At 67.4% G+C, this 18806-nt stretch carries 11 protein-coding genes; 4 read left to right on the forward strand and 7 right to left on the reverse strand.

The window, feature by feature from the left end; genetic code table 11:
- Positions 1 to 8: 8 nt before the first annotated feature.
- Together VT85_RS17885 and VT85_RS17890 are read right to left on the reverse strand one after the other, a co-directional pair.
- Complete coding sequence (locus VT85_RS17885) at positions 9 to 674, reverse strand: DUF1559 domain-containing protein (RefSeq protein ID WP_068418336.1); 666 nt, start codon at positions 672 to 674, stop codon at positions 9 to 11.
- Positions 675 to 774: 100 nt separating this feature from the next.
- A complete protein-coding gene (locus tag VT85_RS17890; RefSeq protein WP_068418339.1) occupies positions 775 to 5370 on the reverse strand; it encodes a glycosyltransferase in 4596 nt (1531 codons plus the stop codon).
- Positions 5371 to 6122: 752 nt separating this feature from the next.
- Between VT85_RS17890 and VT85_RS17895 the strand changes: the two genes are divergently transcribed.
- Together VT85_RS17895 and wecB are read left to right on the forward strand one after the other, a co-directional pair.
- Positions 6123 to 7331 carry a glycosyl transferase gene (locus tag VT85_RS17895; RefSeq protein WP_068418343.1) on the forward strand — a complete coding sequence of 403 codons (1209 nt, stop codon included), beginning with the start codon at positions 6123 to 6125 and terminating at the stop codon, positions 7329 to 7331.
- Between the two features lie 62 nt (positions 7332 to 7393).
- On the forward strand, positions 7394 to 8548 hold the full coding sequence (wecB, locus tag VT85_RS17900) for a non-hydrolyzing UDP-N-acetylglucosamine 2-epimerase (protein WP_068418347.1): 1155 nt from the start codon (positions 7394 to 7396) through the stop codon (positions 8546 to 8548).
- 13 nt (positions 8549 to 8561) lie between these two features.
- On the opposite strand, the gene VT85_RS17905 is transcribed toward wecB, so the two are convergent.
- The 3 genes from VT85_RS17905 to VT85_RS17915 all read right to left on the reverse strand — a co-directional run bounded on the left by VT85_RS17905 (position 8562) and on the right by VT85_RS17915 (position 12579).
- Complete coding sequence (locus VT85_RS17905) at positions 8562 to 10106, reverse strand: hypothetical protein (RefSeq protein WP_156512935.1); 1545 nt, start codon at positions 10104 to 10106, stop codon at positions 8562 to 8564.
- Between the two features lie 139 nt (positions 10107 to 10245).
- Positions 10246 to 11835, reverse strand: a complete 1590-nt coding sequence (gene metG, locus VT85_RS17910) for a methionine--tRNA ligase (RefSeq protein ID WP_068418353.1) — start codon at positions 11833 to 11835, stop codon at positions 10246 to 10248.
- A 123-nt stretch (positions 11836 to 11958) separates the two neighbouring features.
- Positions 11959 to 12579 (reverse strand): PEP-CTERM sorting domain-containing protein, encoded by a 621-nt coding sequence (locus VT85_RS17915; protein WP_156512936.1) that lies wholly within the window; start codon positions 12577 to 12579, stop codon positions 11959 to 11961.
- Between the two features lie 311 nt (positions 12580 to 12890).
- Between VT85_RS17915 and VT85_RS17920 the strand changes: the two genes are divergently transcribed.
- Positions 12891 to 14369 (forward strand): NAD-dependent succinate-semialdehyde dehydrogenase, encoded by a 1479-nt coding sequence (locus VT85_RS17920; RefSeq protein ID WP_068418359.1) that lies wholly within the window; start codon positions 12891 to 12893, stop codon positions 14367 to 14369.
- A 73-nt stretch (positions 14370 to 14442) separates the two neighbouring features.
- Here VT85_RS17920 and ispG read toward each other — a convergent pair whose 3' ends face one another.
- The gene (gene ispG, locus VT85_RS17925; protein WP_068418362.1) at positions 14443 to 15612 is read right to left on the reverse strand and encodes a flavodoxin-dependent (E)-4-hydroxy-3-methylbut-2-enyl-diphosphate synthase; all 1170 of its coding nucleotides are present in this window, start codon (positions 15610 to 15612) and stop codon (positions 14443 to 14445) included.
- A 130-nt stretch (positions 15613 to 15742) separates the two neighbouring features.
- On the opposite strand from ispG, the gene VT85_RS17930 reads away from it, so the two are divergent.
- Entirely contained in the window at positions 15743 to 16639 is an 897-nt protein-coding gene (locus VT85_RS17930) for a class I SAM-dependent methyltransferase (protein WP_197490846.1), read from the forward strand.
- Here VT85_RS17930 and VT85_RS17935 read toward each other — a convergent pair.
- Positions 16629 to 18782, reverse strand: a complete 2154-nt coding sequence (locus VT85_RS17935; RefSeq protein WP_068418365.1) for an ArnT family glycosyltransferase — start codon at positions 18780 to 18782, stop codon at positions 16629 to 16631. The genes VT85_RS17930 and VT85_RS17935 overlap by 11 nt on opposite strands.
- Between the last annotated feature and the right edge of the window lie 24 nt (positions 18783 to 18806).

The raw sequence follows: 18806 nt of genomic DNA on the forward strand, positions 1-18806 counted from the left end.
ACGAGCCGTCAGACAGAACCTAGCACCGCCCTCGCCCCGGCCCAGTTCGCGAGGATCTCCTCGCGAGACAGCCGGCCGGAACTCCCGTCCGAGAACGCGACGGCGAATCCGCCCGGATCGTGGGGGGCGGCGAACGCCGCGATTTCGGCCGGCGTCACGTCGCGAGGTTCGGTCCAGAAGATCTTCGGATCCGCCACCTCGACGAGGACGATCCACGGTCCCCCCGGGCCGACTCGGCCTGTGAGATCGAGCGAGCAAAGGTCGCCGTCGACGACCGCGGCGACGTTCGCGTGGCGCGCCGGGGCGGCCTGGGTGTTCAGGCACACCATGTCGTTGGGAGCGACGACGGCCGCCTTGAGATTCGCCGGGTGGTCCCAGGGGAGCCCGAAGTCGTACGGGACGGCGAACGCGTCGGGGAATTGCGACGCGCAAAGGATGGCCCGCCAACTGTGCATCGATCGGCCGCCCGCATCGAGCTGGACAGCCGGCGGATTCCGCCCGGTCGCGTCGCGATAGTTTCGCAGGCCCAGGTGGAGCCGGAACGGGTTGTTGCCGCATTGCGAGGCGCGGGCGGCCGTCCTCGCACGCCCTGCGGCGGTGAGAAAGGCCGAGACGCCCGCCGCGACGACGACCATCAGCGCCAGATGCGTGAGCCTGAATTGGAACGGTCGCATGACGCCTCCCCGAATGCGCCTTATCGGCCGTATCCAGTCTAGCGGCGTCCTCGATGAAGATGAATCGGCGTCAGCATGATCGACCGATTTCGTCGGGAAGTCAGGCGCTCTCGCGAGAAGCCTTCCTGGGCCGCTCGGGGATCGCGATCGTCGGCCGCGTCTCCCGAGGGAAGACCAAAAAATCGCGGGCGTGAAAGTAAGCTTCCACGCAGACGGCGGCCGTCTGGTCGATGTGGAAGCGAACCTCGAAAAGCGACCTGGCGCGGCTGCGATGGGCCGCGTAGAGGTCCGGGTGGCGGAGGTAGCGGAGCATCGCCGTGACCATGCGGTCGACGTCCAGCCCGCCTTGATCGTTCGACTTGGCGACGATCCCGGCCGTGCGGCGGTCGAGCGTCAGCATGTCGTGGATCGGTCCCCGGTCCGGCGCGATGACCGGGAGACGGCCCGCGAGGGCCGCGGCGACCCACGTCGAGGTTTCCGCGGTCGGGATCTCGCGAGGGACGAGCGCCACGTCGCACTGGGCGATGAGCGGCGAGGCATCGCGCCCGCCCTGAGAGACCATCTCCGACTCCATCAGCACGAGCCTCACGCGGCGACCCGCGCGTTCGGCGGAGGGGAGACGATTCAGGACGCGGACGGCCGTCATCGCATCCTGGCTCGCCTGAGGAGCCTCGGAACCGCCCGTGATCAGGAAGACCAGGAATTCCCCGTCTCGTTTGGCGATCCGCGCCGCATCGGAGGCGGCCGATGAGTCGGGCTGAAGGCCGGGACATAGGGGAATCCAGCGGCGGGCGGCCAGTTCCGGCCACTTTTTCAGGAATTCGGGCGACGGGTCGGTCTCGTGAAAGACGCCCGAGATCAAGTCGAGCGGGCGAGACGAGCGGGGGCCCGAGCCGGCGCGATCCACATCGAAGCCGCTGTTGCAACGTTCATCGTGATGAATGAACCAGGGGATGTTCAGGTCGGCATTGAACTGCGCGACGAGTCGATCGGCCGACTCGTGGCGGGAGTGGATGACGTCGATCTCGTGGAAGCGGATCAACTCCTGAAGGATCCTGACCCGAAGGCGGTTCGCTGCGCCGTCCTCGGCCGGTTGGCCGGCGGACCAGGGGGTCGCGCTTAGGGTTCCTTCGAGGAGGACGACGCGATCGCTCAACGCCTGCTGGAACGATCGAGTCTGCTCCGATGTCGAGACGGCGAGGACGAAGACCCGATGCTCGCGAGCCAAAGCGTTCGCGAGATGAATCGTCGACGCCGCGACGAGACCGGACTCCGAGCCGTCGATCACCAGGAGGATCCGCAACTCGCCCGGCGCGTCGAGTTTGCGCCGGAACCGCTCGCGGATCTCCTCCAGCGGGCCGGCGGCGCGGGCGTTGGACATGAGCGGAGGCCGCTTGAGCGCGAACCGCTCGGTCATCATGTCGTATTCGAAGAGCGTTTGGCCGAGGCTCCTCGCCATCGCATTGAGGGAGACGTCGAAGGTCTCGAACACGCGGGACTTGACGTGAAGCGTCTCCTGTGCGTGCGTGTCCGCCTTGATCGACTGGAACGAGACCGTCTGTTCGTGCCGCCGGTAGTCGTTCAGCGACTCGGGCGCGAACGCGATCTTGCCCCCCCGAATCATCATGGCGTAGAAGAGCCAGTCCCCGGCGAACCGCATGCCCGCCAGTTCCTCGGCGAAGTCCAGGCGTTCCGGCTTGCGGAATAGGACGGCGCTGGCGTTGGGGACCGTGTTCTTCTGGCTCAACGCGAGTTCGGCCTCCTCGGCGGCCTCGGCCGTGTACGCCCGGCGCCAGCGCTCGGGATCGAGGTCGTCGGTATGGCCCAGGAAATCGGCCGCCCAGCGCTCGCCCTGGGGCCCGATCAGCCCGGACTGGCAGTACGCCAGGGCGACTTCCGGATCGTGGAATTCGGGGAGGAGCCTCTCGAGGAATTCCGGACGGCAGGAATCGTCGGACTCGGCGAACCAGATCAGGTCGCCGGTCGCGAGATCCATCCCCTTCAGCCACTGGCGGAACGTACTGCCGCTGTTGCGCTCGTTGACCACGATCCGCATCGGGACGGGCGACTCCGGCGCGAGGCGTCGCGCCACCTCCACGCTGTCGTCCGGCGAGGCGTCGTCCAGGAAGATGATCTCATGGGGCCGGACCGTCTGCTCGAAGACGCTCCGCAGCCGGGTCTCCAGGAAGGGTGCGTGCCGATAGTTGGGGACGATCACCGAGACCTTCAGCACCTTCGACGGTCTGTAACCGTACTCGGAGCCCAGGATCGCGAGGAACTCGCCCATGAACCGCGACCAGGTGAACGAGCCCCGGATGGCGGCTCGTCCGCGCCCGCCCATCGCCGCGCGGGTCGAATCGTCGGAGAGCAATTCGTGGATCGTTCGAGCCATCGCCGCGACGTCGAGATAGGCGACGGCGACGCCGCCGCCGTCGAGGACCTCGGGCGCGCCCCCGGAGCCCTGGAACGCGACGACCGGGAGGCCGCTCTCCATCGCCTCCAGGTTCGCGAACGGACAAGGGTCCTCGCGCGAGGTCAGCGCGAAGACGTCGGCGGCGAGGAAGTACGGCGAGAGGTCGCCGCGGACGCCGGCGAACCGGATGCGGTCGGCGAGGCCGGCGACCTCGACGTCATGCCGAAGCCACTGGTACAACTCGTCGTCGACGACGTGGCCGAACCAGATGAACCAGGTCCGGTCGGCCAGGGATGCCGACTCCGGGTCGGCGAACAGCCGACGCGCGGTCTGGACGAAAAGGTCGGCCCCCTTGCGAAGGTCGATCGTCCCGCAGCCGAGCACGATCCGCGCGTCCTCGGGGAGTTCCAGTTCGTCGAGCACGCGTTCCCGCATCTCGTCGCGCGACAGGCCGCGCGTCCTGGCGTCGAGGCCGTAGCGCACGGTCTGGATCCGCGCGGGTTCGATCCCGAATCGATCGATCAACGCGTCGCGGACGACGTTCGCGGGGACGATCGTCCGTCGGCTGGCGGACTTGATCCGATCGATCGCCTCTCCGCCGCCGAGGATCTTGATGAACGTCGGCAGCTCGTGGATCCACGAGAGGACCGGGACGTCGGCGGCCTCCAGGGCCGCGTGGAATTCGCTGACCGCCATCGTGTTGCAGACGGCCGCGCCGGCGCGGGCGTACTCGCGGAACCGCTCGGCGATGACGGCCGGGGCCGATTCCCAGGTGGCGAGCCCGGCCTCGACCACGTTCGCCAGCAAGAGCGTTGGAGCCCGGCGGACGAACTCCGATTCCAGTTCACCGGTCGTCTTCAGAACCACCCAGCATTCGACGCCGGGGAGCTTCGATAGCTCCTCGCAGAGCCGAAGCAGGCACAGCGGCGCCCCGGTCCGGCAGGCGGAGTGCGAGACGAGCAGGACCTTGTAGGTCGCTCGCCCCCGCGAGGCGGCGGAACGCTCACCGTCGTGGATCTTCCACGGGAGGGCTTCGAACGCGGTCGTCGCGAGCGCGGCCGGGGGAGGCCCGGCGACGATCGGAGGGGAGACGTGCGGGGTCTGCGTCCCCACCGCCTTGCCGAACTTGTGAAGCAACCGGCGCGAAGCCCTGGCGAGCGCGGGCCGAGGTCCGTCGTTCGCGGCCACGCGAAGGAAGCGGATCGAGAGCGTGAGGCATCGGCCGTGCAGGCGGGTCTCCGGGAAGAAACGCCTGCGTACACCTCGACAACGCTCGATCACCCGGAGCGCCGTGCTTCTCCGCAGGTCGTCCAGTTGCATCGCCGCCGTGGCGTGGTGGTGCTGGAAGTGCGCCAGGTTGTGTCGAAGCCAGGGGTTTTCGCGCTCGAGGGCCGCGTGCTGGGTCGCAAGCGTCTGATGCTTCTCATCCAGGCTTGCGAATTCCTCGCGGAGCAATTGAAGCTCCTCGCGAAGTGCCAGAGCCTCCTCGATCGATGGGGTGGCGTCGGCGATTCGACCTTCACGCTCGCCCAGGACGAGGATCGAGGCGTCGGAGGATCGCCGATCGGACTCGATCGCCATGCGGTCGGACAGGCTCCGCCCCAGCCTCGCATAGACGGCGCGGATCTCGTTGCGACGGCCCGGCTCGGCGTCCGCCTCGAACAGCGGCCTGATGCCATGCGGGGGGTTTGGCCCGATCGCGAGCAGCCCGAGGCCGTCGCCGTGCGTGAACTCGAAGCTGGGATAGCGACGGACCAGGTCGTGGAACGCGTCGTACGCCCCGAGCTTCCGGCCTTGCAGGCACGTCCGCGAGAGCACGAGCACGGCGCGATCGGAGAACTTCGCCTTCCAACGCTCGAAGTCGGCCATGAGGGCCTCGACGCCGGCGGCGTCCGAGGGGTGGAACAGGTCGATCGAGCCGTCCTGGAAGGTGTCGACGACCTCCTCGGAAGAGGGGCGAAGCAGCTTGGAAATGGTCGAGTACGCGCGATCATGGGCCTCCCGGACGCGCTGGAGCGAGGCTTCCAGGAAGGCCGAATTCGTCCCCGAACCGAGACGGGGCTCGACCGCGAGGCAGCGGGCGTCGATCTCAAGTCGCCGGACGGCCTCGCACATCGAGAAGTAGATTCCGGGCTCGCGGACTCCGATCTGGACGATCTTGCGAGGTCGGATCGCATCGATGGTCCAGAAGATCACGGGGCTGATCTGGGCGTGGTCGCTGGGCTCGAAGGCGTGATCGGGCGCCCAAAACGAGGCGGCCGACAGGTAATGTGCGACATCCATATCCTTCACGCTCCTCGGGTCCCCCCTCGCCATCACGCGCCCCGGAAAAGCCCGATCGCGTCCCGGCGTCCCAACGCCTCGGCGCGATTCGTAGCTTCTCCCGGCGTCGAGCCCCGCGAGATCGGGAACGACCGCTCCTGTGTCATTCCGACTTAAATGACAGCATGGCCAAAGCTTGTCAATCCGAAGCCCGGGGCGTGTGCGGTCGCGACGCGCCTCGGATTCAGTCCTCGCCACGATGGGACCCGTCAGGAGAAGTCCCACCGGACAGGTTTTCGAAGTTGGAGGCGGCGGCCCGACGGATCGAACTCCATTTCGATCTCGACAGGCCCATCCGGACGCTTGTTCCTCGCCGCCGTCCTGGTCATGACAGTCCTCGTTTTCTTCGGCGTGGACGGCCTTCCACTCCAGATTTCTTGAGCTCACGCCCGAAAACCGCCCGACCGCGACGGCCTCCCACGCCCGAGGCGTCGCAGCGACGGTTGACAGCGATCACGAAACGGTTTAGATTCACGCCGCGCGAGTCCAGAAAGACGGCGAAGGGAAGGGTAAGTTAGGTTGCGAGTCAGGGGCGAATCCGCCTCCATTCGGATCGACCTTTCCCCGACCCTCCTCGCGTTCGAGTTCCTCGCGGAAACGTCGAGGCCCAGGAAGGGTCTCGTCGCTCTCGCTCCCGTCGCGAATCGTCGACGATCGGCCCTCCGCTCCGGCCCGATCGAAGCCGAAATCCCGTTTGGCGCAAAGGAATGCCCATGCACGTCTTCACGAGCATCACGGCCAACTACCTGCCGAAGGCCGCATCGCTGGCCCACTCCGTCAAGCGCGTGCATCCCGAGGCGGTTTTCCACGTCGTGCTCTCGGACGACATGCCGGATTGCCCCTCGTCCGTCACGGGGGCTTTCGACTCGATCATCAACATCCGCGACCTCCCGATCGAGAACCTGCCGCGCTTCATCTTCCGCCATCGGATCGTCGAGCTTTGCACCGCCGTCAAGGGGGCCGCGTTCCAGCACATCGCCGACCTCCACGGCGCGGAGCGGATCTACTACTTCGACCCCGACATCATCGTCACGAACCGGCTCGACGACCTGGAGCGGGCGCTCGACTCGTCCAGCGTCCTGCTCACGCCGCACTCGATCGAGCCCGAGTCGAACCCGGAGGCGATGGTCGACAACGAGATCACCTGCCTCCGGCACGGCGTCTACAACCTGGGATTCCTGGCCGTCCGCATGGATCGTAACGGACGCCGCCTCATCGACTGGTGGGCCGACCGGCTCACCCGATGGTGCTACGACGAGGTCCCCAACGGCCTCTTCACCGACCAGCGCTGGATGGACCTCGCCCCGGCGATCTTCGACGGCGTGAAGATCCTCCGCGATCCCCAGTACAACGTCTCGACCTGGAATTTGAGCCATCGTCGCGGCACCGGCGTCGCCCCCTACGACATCCAGATCAACGGCCGCCCCCTCGTCTTCTACCACTTCTCGGGCTTCGACAGCGGCGCCCAGCTCAAGATGCTCGACCGCTACGGCTCGCACAGCCCGGTCCTGTACGATTTCCGCGAATGGTACCTGGCCGAATGCGAGCGCCACGGCCAGTCGACGATCGGCAAGACCCCGTGCCGGTACACGACCTACAAGAGCGGCGAGAAGATCAAGGACGAGCATCGCCTGACGTATCGCCGCCGCGACGACCTGCTCCGGTACTTCGCCGATCCGTTCGACGACTCCGACCCGACGAATTCGTATCTCCACTGGCATCGCACCTACGTCGACGCGCCGGCGCCGCAGCCGACGCCCGCCCCGGAGGCGGAGCCGATCGCCGAGCCCACGGCCGAGCCCCGCCCCGCCGAGGCCACCGCCAGCTTGCGCGGGACCATCCGGGCGCACGCACCAGAACCGGCGCTCAGGGCTTATCGCTCGGTCAAGTCGGCATGGAGACGGATGGCCCGGACCGGTTGAGCGGTCTCGAAGCGCCTCGCCGCCCCTGCACCCCCGATGATCGACTCCAAGGAGGGACGCCCATGTTTTCAAGCGAAGGTCCACGTCGCAAGAACATCGTCTGCGTCGTCGGGACGCGTCCGGAGGCGATCAAGACGGCCCCGATCGTCCGCGCGCTGCGCGAGCAGCCATGGGCGCGCTGCCGGCTCGTCTTCACGGCCCAGCATCGCGACCTGGCGGGGCCGATCTTCGACCTCTTCGGGATCCACCCTGACGTCGACCTGAACGTGATGCGTCCCGGCCAATCGCTCCCGGATCTGAGCAACCGCCTGCTGGTCGCCGTTCACGAGACCCTGCAGCGTGAACGGCCCGACTGCGTGATCGCCCAGGGCGACACGACGACGGTCCTGGCCGCGGCCCTGGCGAGCTACATGATCGGCGCACCGTTCGCGCACGTCGAGGCCGGACTGCGGACGCATCGGCTCGACGCCCCCTTCCCCGAGGAAGCCAACCGGGTCGCCGCCAGCCATCTCGCCTCGATCCATTTCGCACCGACGCCCGACGCCCGCGACAACCTCCTCCGCGAAGGGATCGCTCCCGAGGCGATCCACCTGACGGGGAACACGGGAATCGACGCCCTGCACTTCGCGGCCGAACGCGAGTCCCCCCTCGGCGTTGGGCCTCGTCCCGGCGCGCGGTTCGTCCTCGTCACCGTTCACCGCCGCGAGAACCTCGGCGAGCCCCTGCGGCGGATCTGCGAGGGGGTCCGGCGACTCCACGATCGCCATCCCGATCTGGAGTTCCTCTGGCCGGTCCACCCCAATCCGGGCGTCGAGCCCGTGGTTCGGGGCGAATTCGAGGGCCTCGGGCGCGTCCACCTCGTCCGTCCGCTCGAATACGGGCCGTTCGTGACGGCGATGAAGCGCGCGGCCGTGATCCTCAGCGACAGCGGCGGCGTCCAGGAAGAGGCCACCGAGCTTCGCACGCCGGTCCTGGTGCTGCGGGAGATCAGCGAGCGCGAGGAAGCGGTGCGTTCCGGCGTCGCGCGTCTGGTGGGCCACGACCCGGACGCGATCGAGCGGGAAGGCTCGCGATGCCTGGCCGACGGCCCGGATCCGGTCCGCCCGGCTCTCCTCGGCTCTGCAACGCCGTTCGGGGACGGTCGGGCGGCGGCCCGGATCGCCTCCATCCTGCACCGCAAGCTTCATGTCGAGTCGGAGGCGACCGTCGGGGTCTGACGCCGACGGTCGGTCACGACGGACGGTCGACCCGGGTGGACCTCAGCTCCCCGGAAGGGCCCAGGTGGCGGAGCTTGAGCCAGATCTGCTTGATTTGCTTCTTCCCCTTCACGGCCGCCCCGATCAGCGCGTTGGACTCGAAGCGGTCCAGCCGACGACGGAGCGCGACGTTCTCCAGCCAACGCTTCTCTTCGCGCTCGAGCGAGCGGACGAGCTGCTGCTCCTTGCGCATCGCGGTGTCCTGAAGCTGCGAGACCTGCGTCATCGTCTCATCGAGCCGGCGCCGATCGGAGTCCCAGCCCCCCTGGGAGGTGGCGAGGGCCTGCTGGAACAGCTTGAGGCTCCGCTCCTGCTGATCGAGCGATTCGGCGAGCCGACGCTGCGTCTCCAGCAGGGTCTGCTCGGAATGGGCCAGGATGCCCTGGGTGTGGGCGAGCAACTGCTCGGCCTGGACCCTGCGCTCCTGATTGGAGACCAGTGTCTCCATGACCCGGGCGAGTTGCTTCTCGGTCTGCTCGAGGCAGGACCTGGCGAGCTGGAAGCCCTTCTCGGTCTCGGCGAGGGCCTGCTGCGTCGCGGCGAGCTCGCGCTGGACGAGCGAGTTCTTCAGCTCGAAGTCTCGGGATTGGGCCCCGGTCTCGTTGCACTGGAATTCGACCTGGCGAAGACCTACGAGCGTCTTGCCGAGTTCGTTCCGGGTCGTCGCCAGCTGCCCCTGAGTCATCGCCTCGTATCGGCGGGCGTCCTCGGCGAGCCGTTCGGCGTTCGTCTCGGGATCGAAGTCGGCCCAGGCGTTCGCCCCCAGCTCGTTCAGGATGCGCTGCGACGGGTGTGCCACGGCGGCCGGCAGGTGGTGCACGCACGACGGGTCGTACACCCGCCGGACCGTCTCGTCGCTCCAGGGGAGGCCGCAGGCTTCGGCGAGGTTCTTGGTGTCGTCCCAGAACCTCGAAGTCCCGAATCGGACGACGTGGGCGTCACCTTCCCACTCTTCGGCCGCCGCCTTCATCCTCGCCAGATGGACGCCGACGACGTCGATGGCGCTCCAGTACGGCATGTTCCCCTTGCTCCGCGTGCAGAGACTCATGGCGATCTCGTGCGGGGAGCGGAGCAGCGAGGCCGACACCACGTCGACGCCCTCGATGCGGTCGAAGACCTTCTTCCAGAAGGGCCAGACCAGGACCGTGCGCGGGTCCTTGAAACCCGAGACCGGCCCGCTCTCGATCAGGACGCGGGTGATCCGCTCCCCCTCCTCGAGCCACTCCTCGGGCAGAGTCCGCTCGTCGGGCCAGGCGGCCTGGGTCTGCAGGAAACGGGCGAGGACCGCCGGATCTTCGGGGAGGTCGTCGGCGAAGCCGAAGGCCCATTCCTGGATCCGACGGTTCAAGGAGTGGAACGGGATGGCTTCGAAGTGGCCGTAAGGGTTGCTCGGCGCCGCCGCGATGAGTTCGAACGGGCCGAGCGACATGCCGAGCTGTTGCAGGATGTTCGCCGTCAGGCTCGAGCCGCTCCGATGCATGCACATGAGGACGACGAGCTTGCGATTCGGTCCATCCATGACGTCCACCTCGAACCATCCGTGATTGATGACGGTCCCGCCGCTTCGCCGAGCGGCGGGCTTCTTCCCTCTCTTCGGCCGATCGGCCGCCGAGGCATCACGAACTTTACCGATTATGCCGGATGCCGCGACCCCATTCTCAACGCGCGTCCACCTTGGGGAACAGCGGCGCGGGCTTGCCGTCGACCACCGGGGCCGTCACCCGGAGATGCGTCTCGGAAGAGACCGGCGAGGCGGCCGAGGCGTAGGAGACGGCCTCCCAGGGTTGGTGCGACTCGAAGTCGAACGCCCGGTAGAAGGTCTCGGCGGTCTGCGGGAGGAACGGCTTGATGAGAACGGCGGTCGCTCGCATCCAGTCGGCCAGGTTCGCCAGGACGACCCGAGTCGCTTCCTTGTCAACCTTGGCGAGCTTGAACGGCTGCGTCACCTGGATGTACTTGTTTGCGGCGTCGACCACCTCGAGCCAGATCCGCTGGAGAGCCGTGGTGTAGTCGAAGCCGCCGACACGGTCGCGGAGCGTCTCGGTGAGCGCGGGGAGGTCCAGCTCGCCCCGCCAGGCCGTCAGGTCGATCTCCCCGACTGGGCCGAGGTCGCCGTCGAAGTACTTCAGGCACATCGTCAAGATGCGGCTGTAAAGGTTGCCCAGGTTGTTGGCCAGTCCGCTGTTATAGGCGTCTGCGAACCGCTCGAAGGAGAATTCGCCGTCGCCGCCGAACGGGCACTTGCTCATGAAGTAGTAGCGGAACGCCTCGGCCGAGAACTCCTTGATCAGGTCCATCGGCTCGACGACGTTGCCCAGGCTTTTGCTGAGCTTCTCGACCTCGCCGGTCTCCTCGTTCTTGCGATAGACGAACCCGTGGCCGAAGACCTTCCGCGGCAGCGCCACGCCGGCGGACATGAGCATCGCGGGCCACAGGGCGCAGTGGAAGCGGGTGATGTCCTTGCCGATGACGTGGACGTCCGCGGGCCAGAGCCGGGCGAATCGCTCGTCGTCGGTCCCATAGCCGACGGCCGTGACGTAGTTCAGCAGGGCGTCGAACCAGACGTAAATCGTCTGGTCGGCGTCGAACGGCGCCGGGATGCCCCAGGTGAACCCCTTGCGGGTGATGGCGACGTCCTTCAACTCGGCTTCCACCAGGCTGAGGATCTCGTTGCGACGGCTCTCGGGCTGGATGAAGTCCGGGTTCGCCGCATAGAACGCCAGCAGCTTGTCGCGGTAGGCGGAGAGCCGGAAGTAGTAATTCTCCTCCTCCACCCACGACAGCGGCGCGTTGGGGTGGTTGGGACAACGACCGCCGGCCTCGGCCACTTCCTTCTCGGTCTTGAAGGACTCGCAGCCGTTGCAGTAGTGGCCGGCGTAGACCCCTTTATAGATGTCGCCCGCGTCGTAGACCGCCTGGATGAACTTCCGACAGCCGACGTGGTGGCGTTCCTCGCTGGTCTGGATGAAGTCGCTGTTCGAGATTTCGAGGGCGTTCCAGACGTCCTGGAACTGGCTGGCCATCTCGTCGACGTACGCCTTCGGCTCCAGCCCGAGCTCGCGGGCGCGGATGGTGACCTTGTTCGTGTTCTCGTCGTTGCCCATCAAGAAGTGGACGGACGCGCCTTCCATGCGCCGGAACCGCGCCTGGACGTCGGCGCCGATCTTCTCGAACGCGGTGCCGATGTGGGGGCGGCTGTTGGGGTAGTCGATGGCCGTCGTGATGTAGTACCGCTGCTGCTCGTCCATTGCCCGTTCCTTGCCTTGAAGCTCGCGAGACCTCGCCCTTATCGGAGGCTTCGCCCGGGCCGACGGTTCACGAACCGGCTCGCCGCGAGCGCCGAGTGTACCAAAAATCTTTCCAGGCTCATCTCACCGAGAAGCGGAAGCCGCCCGTCGTCGCCGCATCCAGAGCGCCCCGGCCGTCCCCATCGCGATCACCAGAAAGGCGGACGGCTCCGGGACGACGGGAGGGATGACGCTTGGCACCGGCGGCAGGAGCGGCGGGTCGTCCGGCGTGCTGGGGATGTCCGACGGCGGCGCCAGGGGCGGGACGACCTGCGGGGCGGGTGGGATGAATCCCTGGGGCAACCTCGGCCCGATGTGGGGATGGTAGAAGTCGAACCGGGCCACGTCCAGGTTCCTCCGCCAGACCATGTAGCCGATCAGGGGGCTCGACGCCGCGATCGAGGGATCGCCGTTGATCAGCCGGAGGACGGCCTGTCGCACGGAGATCGTGACGGGGGGCGATGGCCGCGAAGCCCAGGTCGGCTCGCCCCCAGACAGGAACGACGCCCAGGAGTTCGAGTAAGCCGGAGAGGAGGCCGAGATCGGCGCGAACTCCTGGGCGGCAAGCCGTCCCGAGAACTTCGCACGCATCGGCCCGGCCTGGGCCGTCGCGAGGGGGAAGGCGAGGAGGACCATCCCGAGCGCGAGCGCAAGCCGTCCTCTTCGGTGAGCTTGAATTCTCAACGTCCTGCTGTTCGCATCCATGCGTCACCCACCTCGCCGTCGATGGAATCCTTCCGCGACATCCCTCACATGACGCTGCGAGGAGATCTCGTGCCACCAGAAAAATCGGCCCTTCCGGCTCGAACTATTGACGCGAACCGAAGGATTGCAACGACGAGCCTGCGGGTTGTAGCGGTCCTTCGATCGGAGGTCGCGGTCCCTCCCGGACCCGGCTCGTTGTCACCCTCGCGTCGACGGAGTATCGTGGCGCGAGAGGGCGGATTCCCAGGAGCCTTGCGCGGCCGACCGCCTCGTCGAGACGCGCCGCCGTCGACATCCCCGGAGAGACGACCATGCCCCCAACCGCAGCGAGCGATCCGACCACCCAGCCCTTCCCGACCCGGATGTACATCGACGGGAGCTGGCGGGACGGAGACGCCGGCAAGACGCTGGCCGTCATCAATCCGGCCGACGAATCGGTGGTCGCCGAGGTGGCCTACGCCGAGGGAGCCGAGGCCGGTCGGGCGATCGAGGCCGCCGCGCGGGCCTTTCCCGCCTGGAAGGCCCTCTCGGCCTACGACCGCGCCAAGATCCTCAAGAAGACCGCCGAGCTGATGCGCGAGCGGGCCGACCGGATCGCCCGCGCGATGACGATGGAGCAGGGCAAGCCGCTGGCCGAGGCGAAGGCCGAGGTCCTGCACTCCGCCGACACCTTCGAGTGGTTCGGCGAGGAGGCCAAGCGCGCCTACGGTCGCATCATCCCTCCCACGAACGTTTCCAAGCGCTATTACACCATCAAGCATCCGGTGGGAGTGGTCGGCACGATCACCCCCTGGAATTTCCCCGCGGCGCTCCCCAGTCGGAAGATCGGCCCGGCGCTGGCCGCCGGCTGCACGGTGGTGAGCCGTCCCGCCGACCAGACCCCCATCACCCTGATCCTGATGGTCGAGTGCCTGGCCGACGCGGGCGTCCCCCCCGGCGTCGTGAATCTCGTCATCGGCCCCGCCCGGCCGTTCGCCGACGCCCTGTTCGCTCATCCCGCCGTGCGCAAAATCAGCTTCACGGGGTCCACGGAGGTCGGCAAGGAACTCATCCGGCGGTCGGCCGATCAGGTGAAGCGCCTGAGCCTGGAACTCGGCGGCCACGCCCCGTTGATCGTCTTCCCCGACGCCGACGTCCAGCAGGTCGCGCAGGCGGCGGTGATCGGCAAGTTCCGGAACAACGGCCAGGTCTGCATCGCCCCTTCGCGATTCTACGTGCACGAGAAGGTAGCCAAGGACTTCACCGAGGCGGCCGTCGAATTGACGAAGAAGCTCAAGGTCGGCAACGGCCTGGAGGACGGCGTGCAGGTCGGCCCGATGTTCGAGGCCCGCGCCCTCGACAAGACCCAGGGCCTCATCGACGACGCCAGGGGGAAGGGCGCCCAGGTCCTCACCGGCGGCGGCCGATCCTCGCGGTTCGAGAAGGGCTACTGGTTCGAACCGACCGTGCTGACGAACGTCGACGGCGCGATGAAGCTGATGACCGACGAGCCGTTCGCGCCGGTCATGCCGATCCTCGATTTCGACAAGCTCGACGACGTGATCGCCGCCGCCAACGCGACGCCGTACGGCCTCGCCGCCTACGTCTTCACCAACGACCTGACCGTCGCCACTCGGATGGCCGAGGGGCTCGAAGCCGGGATCATCGGCATCAACGACCCGATCCCGGCGACCCCCCAGTGCCCGTTCGGGGGCATGAAGGAGTCGGGCGTGGGCCGCGAGTTGGGGAGCGAAGGGCTGGACGCCTACTTCGAGACCAAGTACGTCGCCGTGGGCCTGCGGCAGTCGTAAGCCTTCGAAAGCGAGACGCCCCGAGGCTTCAGCTCGGGGCGTCTCGCGAAGATCGGAACGGTGGATGGATCGATCAGCCGAGGACGGTCAGTCCCGACTTGGCCTGCTTCTTCTTTTCCTTCTCGACGAAGGAGGCCAGGGGCTGGGTCTCCTCGTCGAAACGTTCGACCTCTTCCAGCAGCGCCTGGACCATGTCGGCTTCTTTGACGTGACGGATGGGGACGCCTCGCTTGAATATGATCCCCTTGCCGGAGCCGGCGGCGATGCCCAGGTCGGCCTCTTTGGCCTCGCCGAAGCCGTTGACCAGGCAGCCGAGGATGCTGATCCGCAGCGGGTTGGTCAGGTGCTTCATCTTTTCCTCGACCTCGGCGACGATCCGCTCCAGGTCGATGTCGAGCCGGCCGCAGGTCGGGCAGGCGACGATCTCGGGCTTGGTCACGCGACGGTCGCAGGCGCGGAGGATGTCGAAACCGGCCTCGATCTCGGGGACGGGGTCGCCCAGGAGCGAGACCCGGATGGTGTCGCCGATGCCCCGAAGCAGGATCGAGCCGATCCCCGCTGCGCTCTTGAGCGTGCCGTACTCCCTCGAGCCGGCCTCGGTGATGCCGACGTGGGTGGGATAGTCGGACTTCGCGGCGTACTCGGTGTAGCAGGCGACGGCCGTCGGGACGTGGCTGGCCTTCAGGCTGACGATGATCTGCTTGTAGCCGAGACTCTCGGCGATCTCGATGCTCCGCAGCGCGCTCTCGACCATGGCCTCCGGGCAGGGGAAGCCGTACTTCTCGATCAGGTCCTTCTCCAGGCTCCCCGAATTCACGCCGATCCGCATCGGTACGCCGGCGTCACGCGCCTTGCGGACGACTTCCTTGAACCGCTCCACGCCGCCGATGTTGCCGGGGTTGATCCGGATCTTGTCGACGGCCCGGCGTCCCGAGGGGGTCCTGGCTTCCAGGCAGGCGAGGGCCATGCGGTAATCGAAGTGGATGTCGGCGATGAGCGGGATCTTGATCTGATCGCGAAGGGCCGAGACGCCTTCGACGTCTTCCTTCTTGGGGACGGTGACGCGGACGACCTCGCAGCCGGCCTCCTCGAGGCGGCGGATCTGCGCCAGGGTGGCCTCGGCGTCGAAGGTGTTGGTCGTCGTCATCGACTGGACCAGGATCGGGCTGTCTCCACCGACGACATGGTCGCCGATCCCGATCTCCTTCGTCTTGTGACGCTGGACGGTCGTCGCGTAGGCCATTGATCCTCGCCCTAATTTGTCGTCAAATCAGACTTTAACGCGCACTTCATCCTCGTGGACGTATGAATCGATCGTAATCGACCGCCGCCCCACGGTCAAGCCTGCGCGAGCCCGACGGACTCATCCCTAAATGAGCAAGCTCCCCCTGCCCCGCGTCGTCAAACGTCCCCTGGTGGTCGCCTGGAACGAGGCCCACCGCCTCGGGTGGCTGGCCCGCGACCACGCATCAGCGATGGCGTTCGGTCGTCGCGAGCATTGTACGGTTTGCGGCAAGACGAGCCGGATGCTCTATCGGCGTCGGGTGATCCCGCCGCGCCTGGTCGAGCTCTGGGGGCTGTCGGAGCGGCAGGCCGAGGCCCTCGCCCGCAAGGAATCCTGCGATTGCGCCGGCTGCGGCGCGAAGCTCCGCGCGCGTCGCATGGCCGAGGTCCTGCTCGACCTCTATCCGGTCGACGGCCGCCGCGTCACGGACCTTCGGGAATGGTCCGGCAGCCACGAGGCGGGCCGCCTTCGGATCGCCGAGATCAATCGGATCGACGGGATCCATGAAGTCCTGGAAGACCTCGCGCGGTTCCATCCCTCCGACTACATCCCGAACGCACATCGCGGTTCCTACGTCCGGGGATTGCGGCACGAGGATCTGGACGACCTGACCTACGAGGACAACCGTTTCGACCTCGTTCTGACGTCCGAGACGCTGGAGCATGTGCCGGATCTGGCGAGGTCGCTGGCCGAGATCCGCCGCGTGCTCGTCCCCGGCGGCCTCCACGTCTTCACGGCTCCGGTCTCGCCGCACTTCGCGAAGACCTTCCCGCGTGCGCGGTTGCACCGCGACGGCTCGATCGAGCAACTCGCCACCTGCATCCGCCATCCCGGAGGCGACGCCGGGTATCCCGTCTTCACCGAGTTGGGGATGGATTTCCCGGAACTTCTTCGCGAGGCCGGCTTCGAGACCGAAGTCCGTTTCGGGCCGGTTTCCGACGACGATCTCGGCCAGGTCTACGTCTGTCGCAAGCCTACGGTTTGAGGACGGACGCGGCCCGCGCCACATCCTCCGCCGTGAGGTGGTAAAGGTAGATCGAGTGGCCGATGCGGCGGTCGGGCTGGAAGAGGCGGAAGTAGCCGTACACGTCGTTGTCCGATCGCCACGACGGGGCCCAGGCCTCCTGGTAGAACGTGGTCGGGTCGTAGAACCTCCACTTGAGGCCGTAGACGAGCGTCGCGCTGACGGCGTACCAGCCGGGCGTCAACTCGCCGGCCGGGCCCACCAGACGCGCGGCCGGCGCGGCCATGCGGATCAGCGAGCCCGGCCGGACCGGCGGCAGGAACCAGTCGAAGCGATCGCCCCTCATGGTGAAGAGGCTGGGATTGATCTGCCCGAAGTAGGCCAAGCCGATGGGCTCGTCGGGGATGTTCTCGCGGCACCACTCCCGGAGATTGACGAGGTCCTGACCCCAGTCCAGGTTGCTGTCGATCAGTCGCGCCGGCGTCCGGTCGGGTCCGCCCGAGACGACGTTGAAATACGACAGGTAATGCGGGTGGATCGCGGCCGTCGCCGCGATCGTCAATCCCAGGGCCCCCAGCACCGCCGCGCGACCGGCCGTTCGGGCGCGTCCCGACAGCGCCTCGATCCAGGGCGCGAGCTTCCCTGCCTGGACGTACAGATAGGGGAAGACCGCGAGGATGTAGCGCAAGCCGATGTTGATATCCGTCAGGAAACTCATGGCGAAGAGGATCACTGACGGCACCGTCCAGAGCGCGATCTCGTCGGCCCATTCCTCTCGCGATCTTCGCCGCACGACAAGGAGTACGATCGACCCCAGGACCAGGAGCCAGGTCCCTTCCGGCACCTTGTAGGCCAGCGTGGCCAGGTAATAATACCACCAACCCGTCCCGCGTAGCTCGCCGTTCAGATAGACGCTGTATCCGGCCGAGGAACGGTCGGACGAGGCGGCCTCGACGCGCGCGGCTTCCACGTCCCCGGCCTTCAGCGCCGCGAAGGCCCGGTCCAGGCGCAGGGGGATGCCGTCCGCCTCCAACTTCTGCTCGTCAAAGCCCAGCAGATAGTGCTCGGGGAGCGGGGCCGGGAGCTTCTCCAGGATCGTCCCGCGGAACCGATTCTGCACGAACGGCCACTGGATGAAATAGAGCGGGTTGTCCGACGGCGGCGGCGTCCTGATCCCGCCGGGGGGAGGCTTGGTCAGGCTGCCGCTGGCGAACTCGAAACTCCCCAGCGGCTTGCCGACCCCTTCGAAGAGATAGCCGACGTCGATCGTCAGGATGCTCAGGGCGACCACGAGAAGGCCGTGCGCGAGCCCCCGGCCGAGCTTCCGCCCCCAGCTCTCCGACGACGGGACGAGCGCCAGCCGGACCAGCCACAGGAAGGGCCAGACGAAGTAGAGCAGGAGCATGCTGAACTTGGTGAGCTGCGCCACGCCGAGGGCCACGCCGGCGGCCGCCGCGCCCCCCCAGCCGGGACGCCGGAGGTAAAGCCAGAACAGGAACGTCGCCGCGACGCCGACCGCGCTCGAGCCGACGTCCGAGGTGATGAGCCTCCCGTGGGCCAGGATGTTCGGACAGAAGGCCCAGAGGGTCAGGCTCAGCAGCCCCGCCGTCGCGCCGTAGAGCCGGGCCGACCAGGCGAAGACGACCAGACCCCCCAGCACTGAAAAGAGCGGCATGACCATCCGGGCGAGGTCGAACAGCTCGAAGTAGCGGTCGGCGTTGGCGTACGCGAAGTCCTGCGAGAAGTTCAGCTGGGCCGGCTCGCGGTCGGTCCAGGCCCGTCTCTGGTAGAGCGGTTCCAGGACCGGCCCGGCTAGCCAGACCGGCAGCGCGGCGACCATCTTCACCAGGGGCGGGTTGTGGCGATAGAGCCGGAACGTCTGCCTGTCCCAGTACGTCAATCCGGCCGGCATGTGCACGACCTCGTCGACGGTGGGATTCTCGGAGAAGAGGCTGCGCTCGGCCAGGGCCAGATGCACGCCCGACAGGGCGACGACGGCGAGTCCGATCCAGAACCTCCGGCGGCGGTCCCGAGGCGCGGCCTCGGGCGCCGACGGTCCGCCGGGCGGCTCGGAAGGCGGGATCGAGGGCGAGGGCGCGGGATGGGTCTGGGGACGGTCCGACTCTCGGCGGCGGTCGCCCGCGCCTCGGGACTTGCGAGCCAAGCGAAGACTCCTGCGGGTGGTCGG

This window comes from Planctomyces sp. SH-PL62, assembly GCF_001610895.1.
Taxonomy (GTDB): Bacteria; Planctomycetota; Planctomycetia; order Isosphaerales; family Isosphaeraceae; genus Paludisphaera.